1 protein-coding gene is annotated in these 326 nt (G+C 66.6%); it reads left to right on the top strand.

What is annotated here, in order from left to right; all coding sequences use genetic code 11:
• Nucleotides 1–22: 22 nt before the first annotated feature.
• On the top strand, nucleotides 23–326 hold a 304-nt coding region (locus EN807_RS33790), incomplete at its 3' end, for a hypothetical protein (RefSeq protein WP_210240027.1).

Raw genomic sequence — 326 nt, 5'->3', positions numbered from 1 at the left:
ATCGTCCATAGCGATGCCGAAAATGCCTGCGCCGACTGACGCCGTCGGCGACTGGCCCGGCTGGCGCCTGATGCACGCTTTTGCGGCGCGCTTCGTCGCCTGGGCAGTCGAGACGGAAGGCTCGTCGCGTTCGTCCGCCTTGATCCGCATCGGCCTGGCAATGCTGTTCTGGTCGCGCTGGGCGGGCGAGCTGCTGCTCTATATGGACCAGTCGCCGGCCGGCCTGTTCCTGGCCGCCAACTTCTTCGTCGCGACGGTGCTGCTCTTCGTCGGCTATCACAGCCGCATCGCTGCCGTCTGGACGGGATCGATCGGGCTCGCGATGT

The sequence above is a fragment of the Mesorhizobium sp. M5C.F.Ca.ET.164.01.1.1 genome, assembly GCF_004792125.1.
Lineage (GTDB): Bacteria > Pseudomonadota > Alphaproteobacteria > Rhizobiales > Rhizobiaceae > Mesorhizobium > Mesorhizobium wenxiniae.
This window is presented reverse-complemented; position numbering and strand designations above follow the sequence as displayed.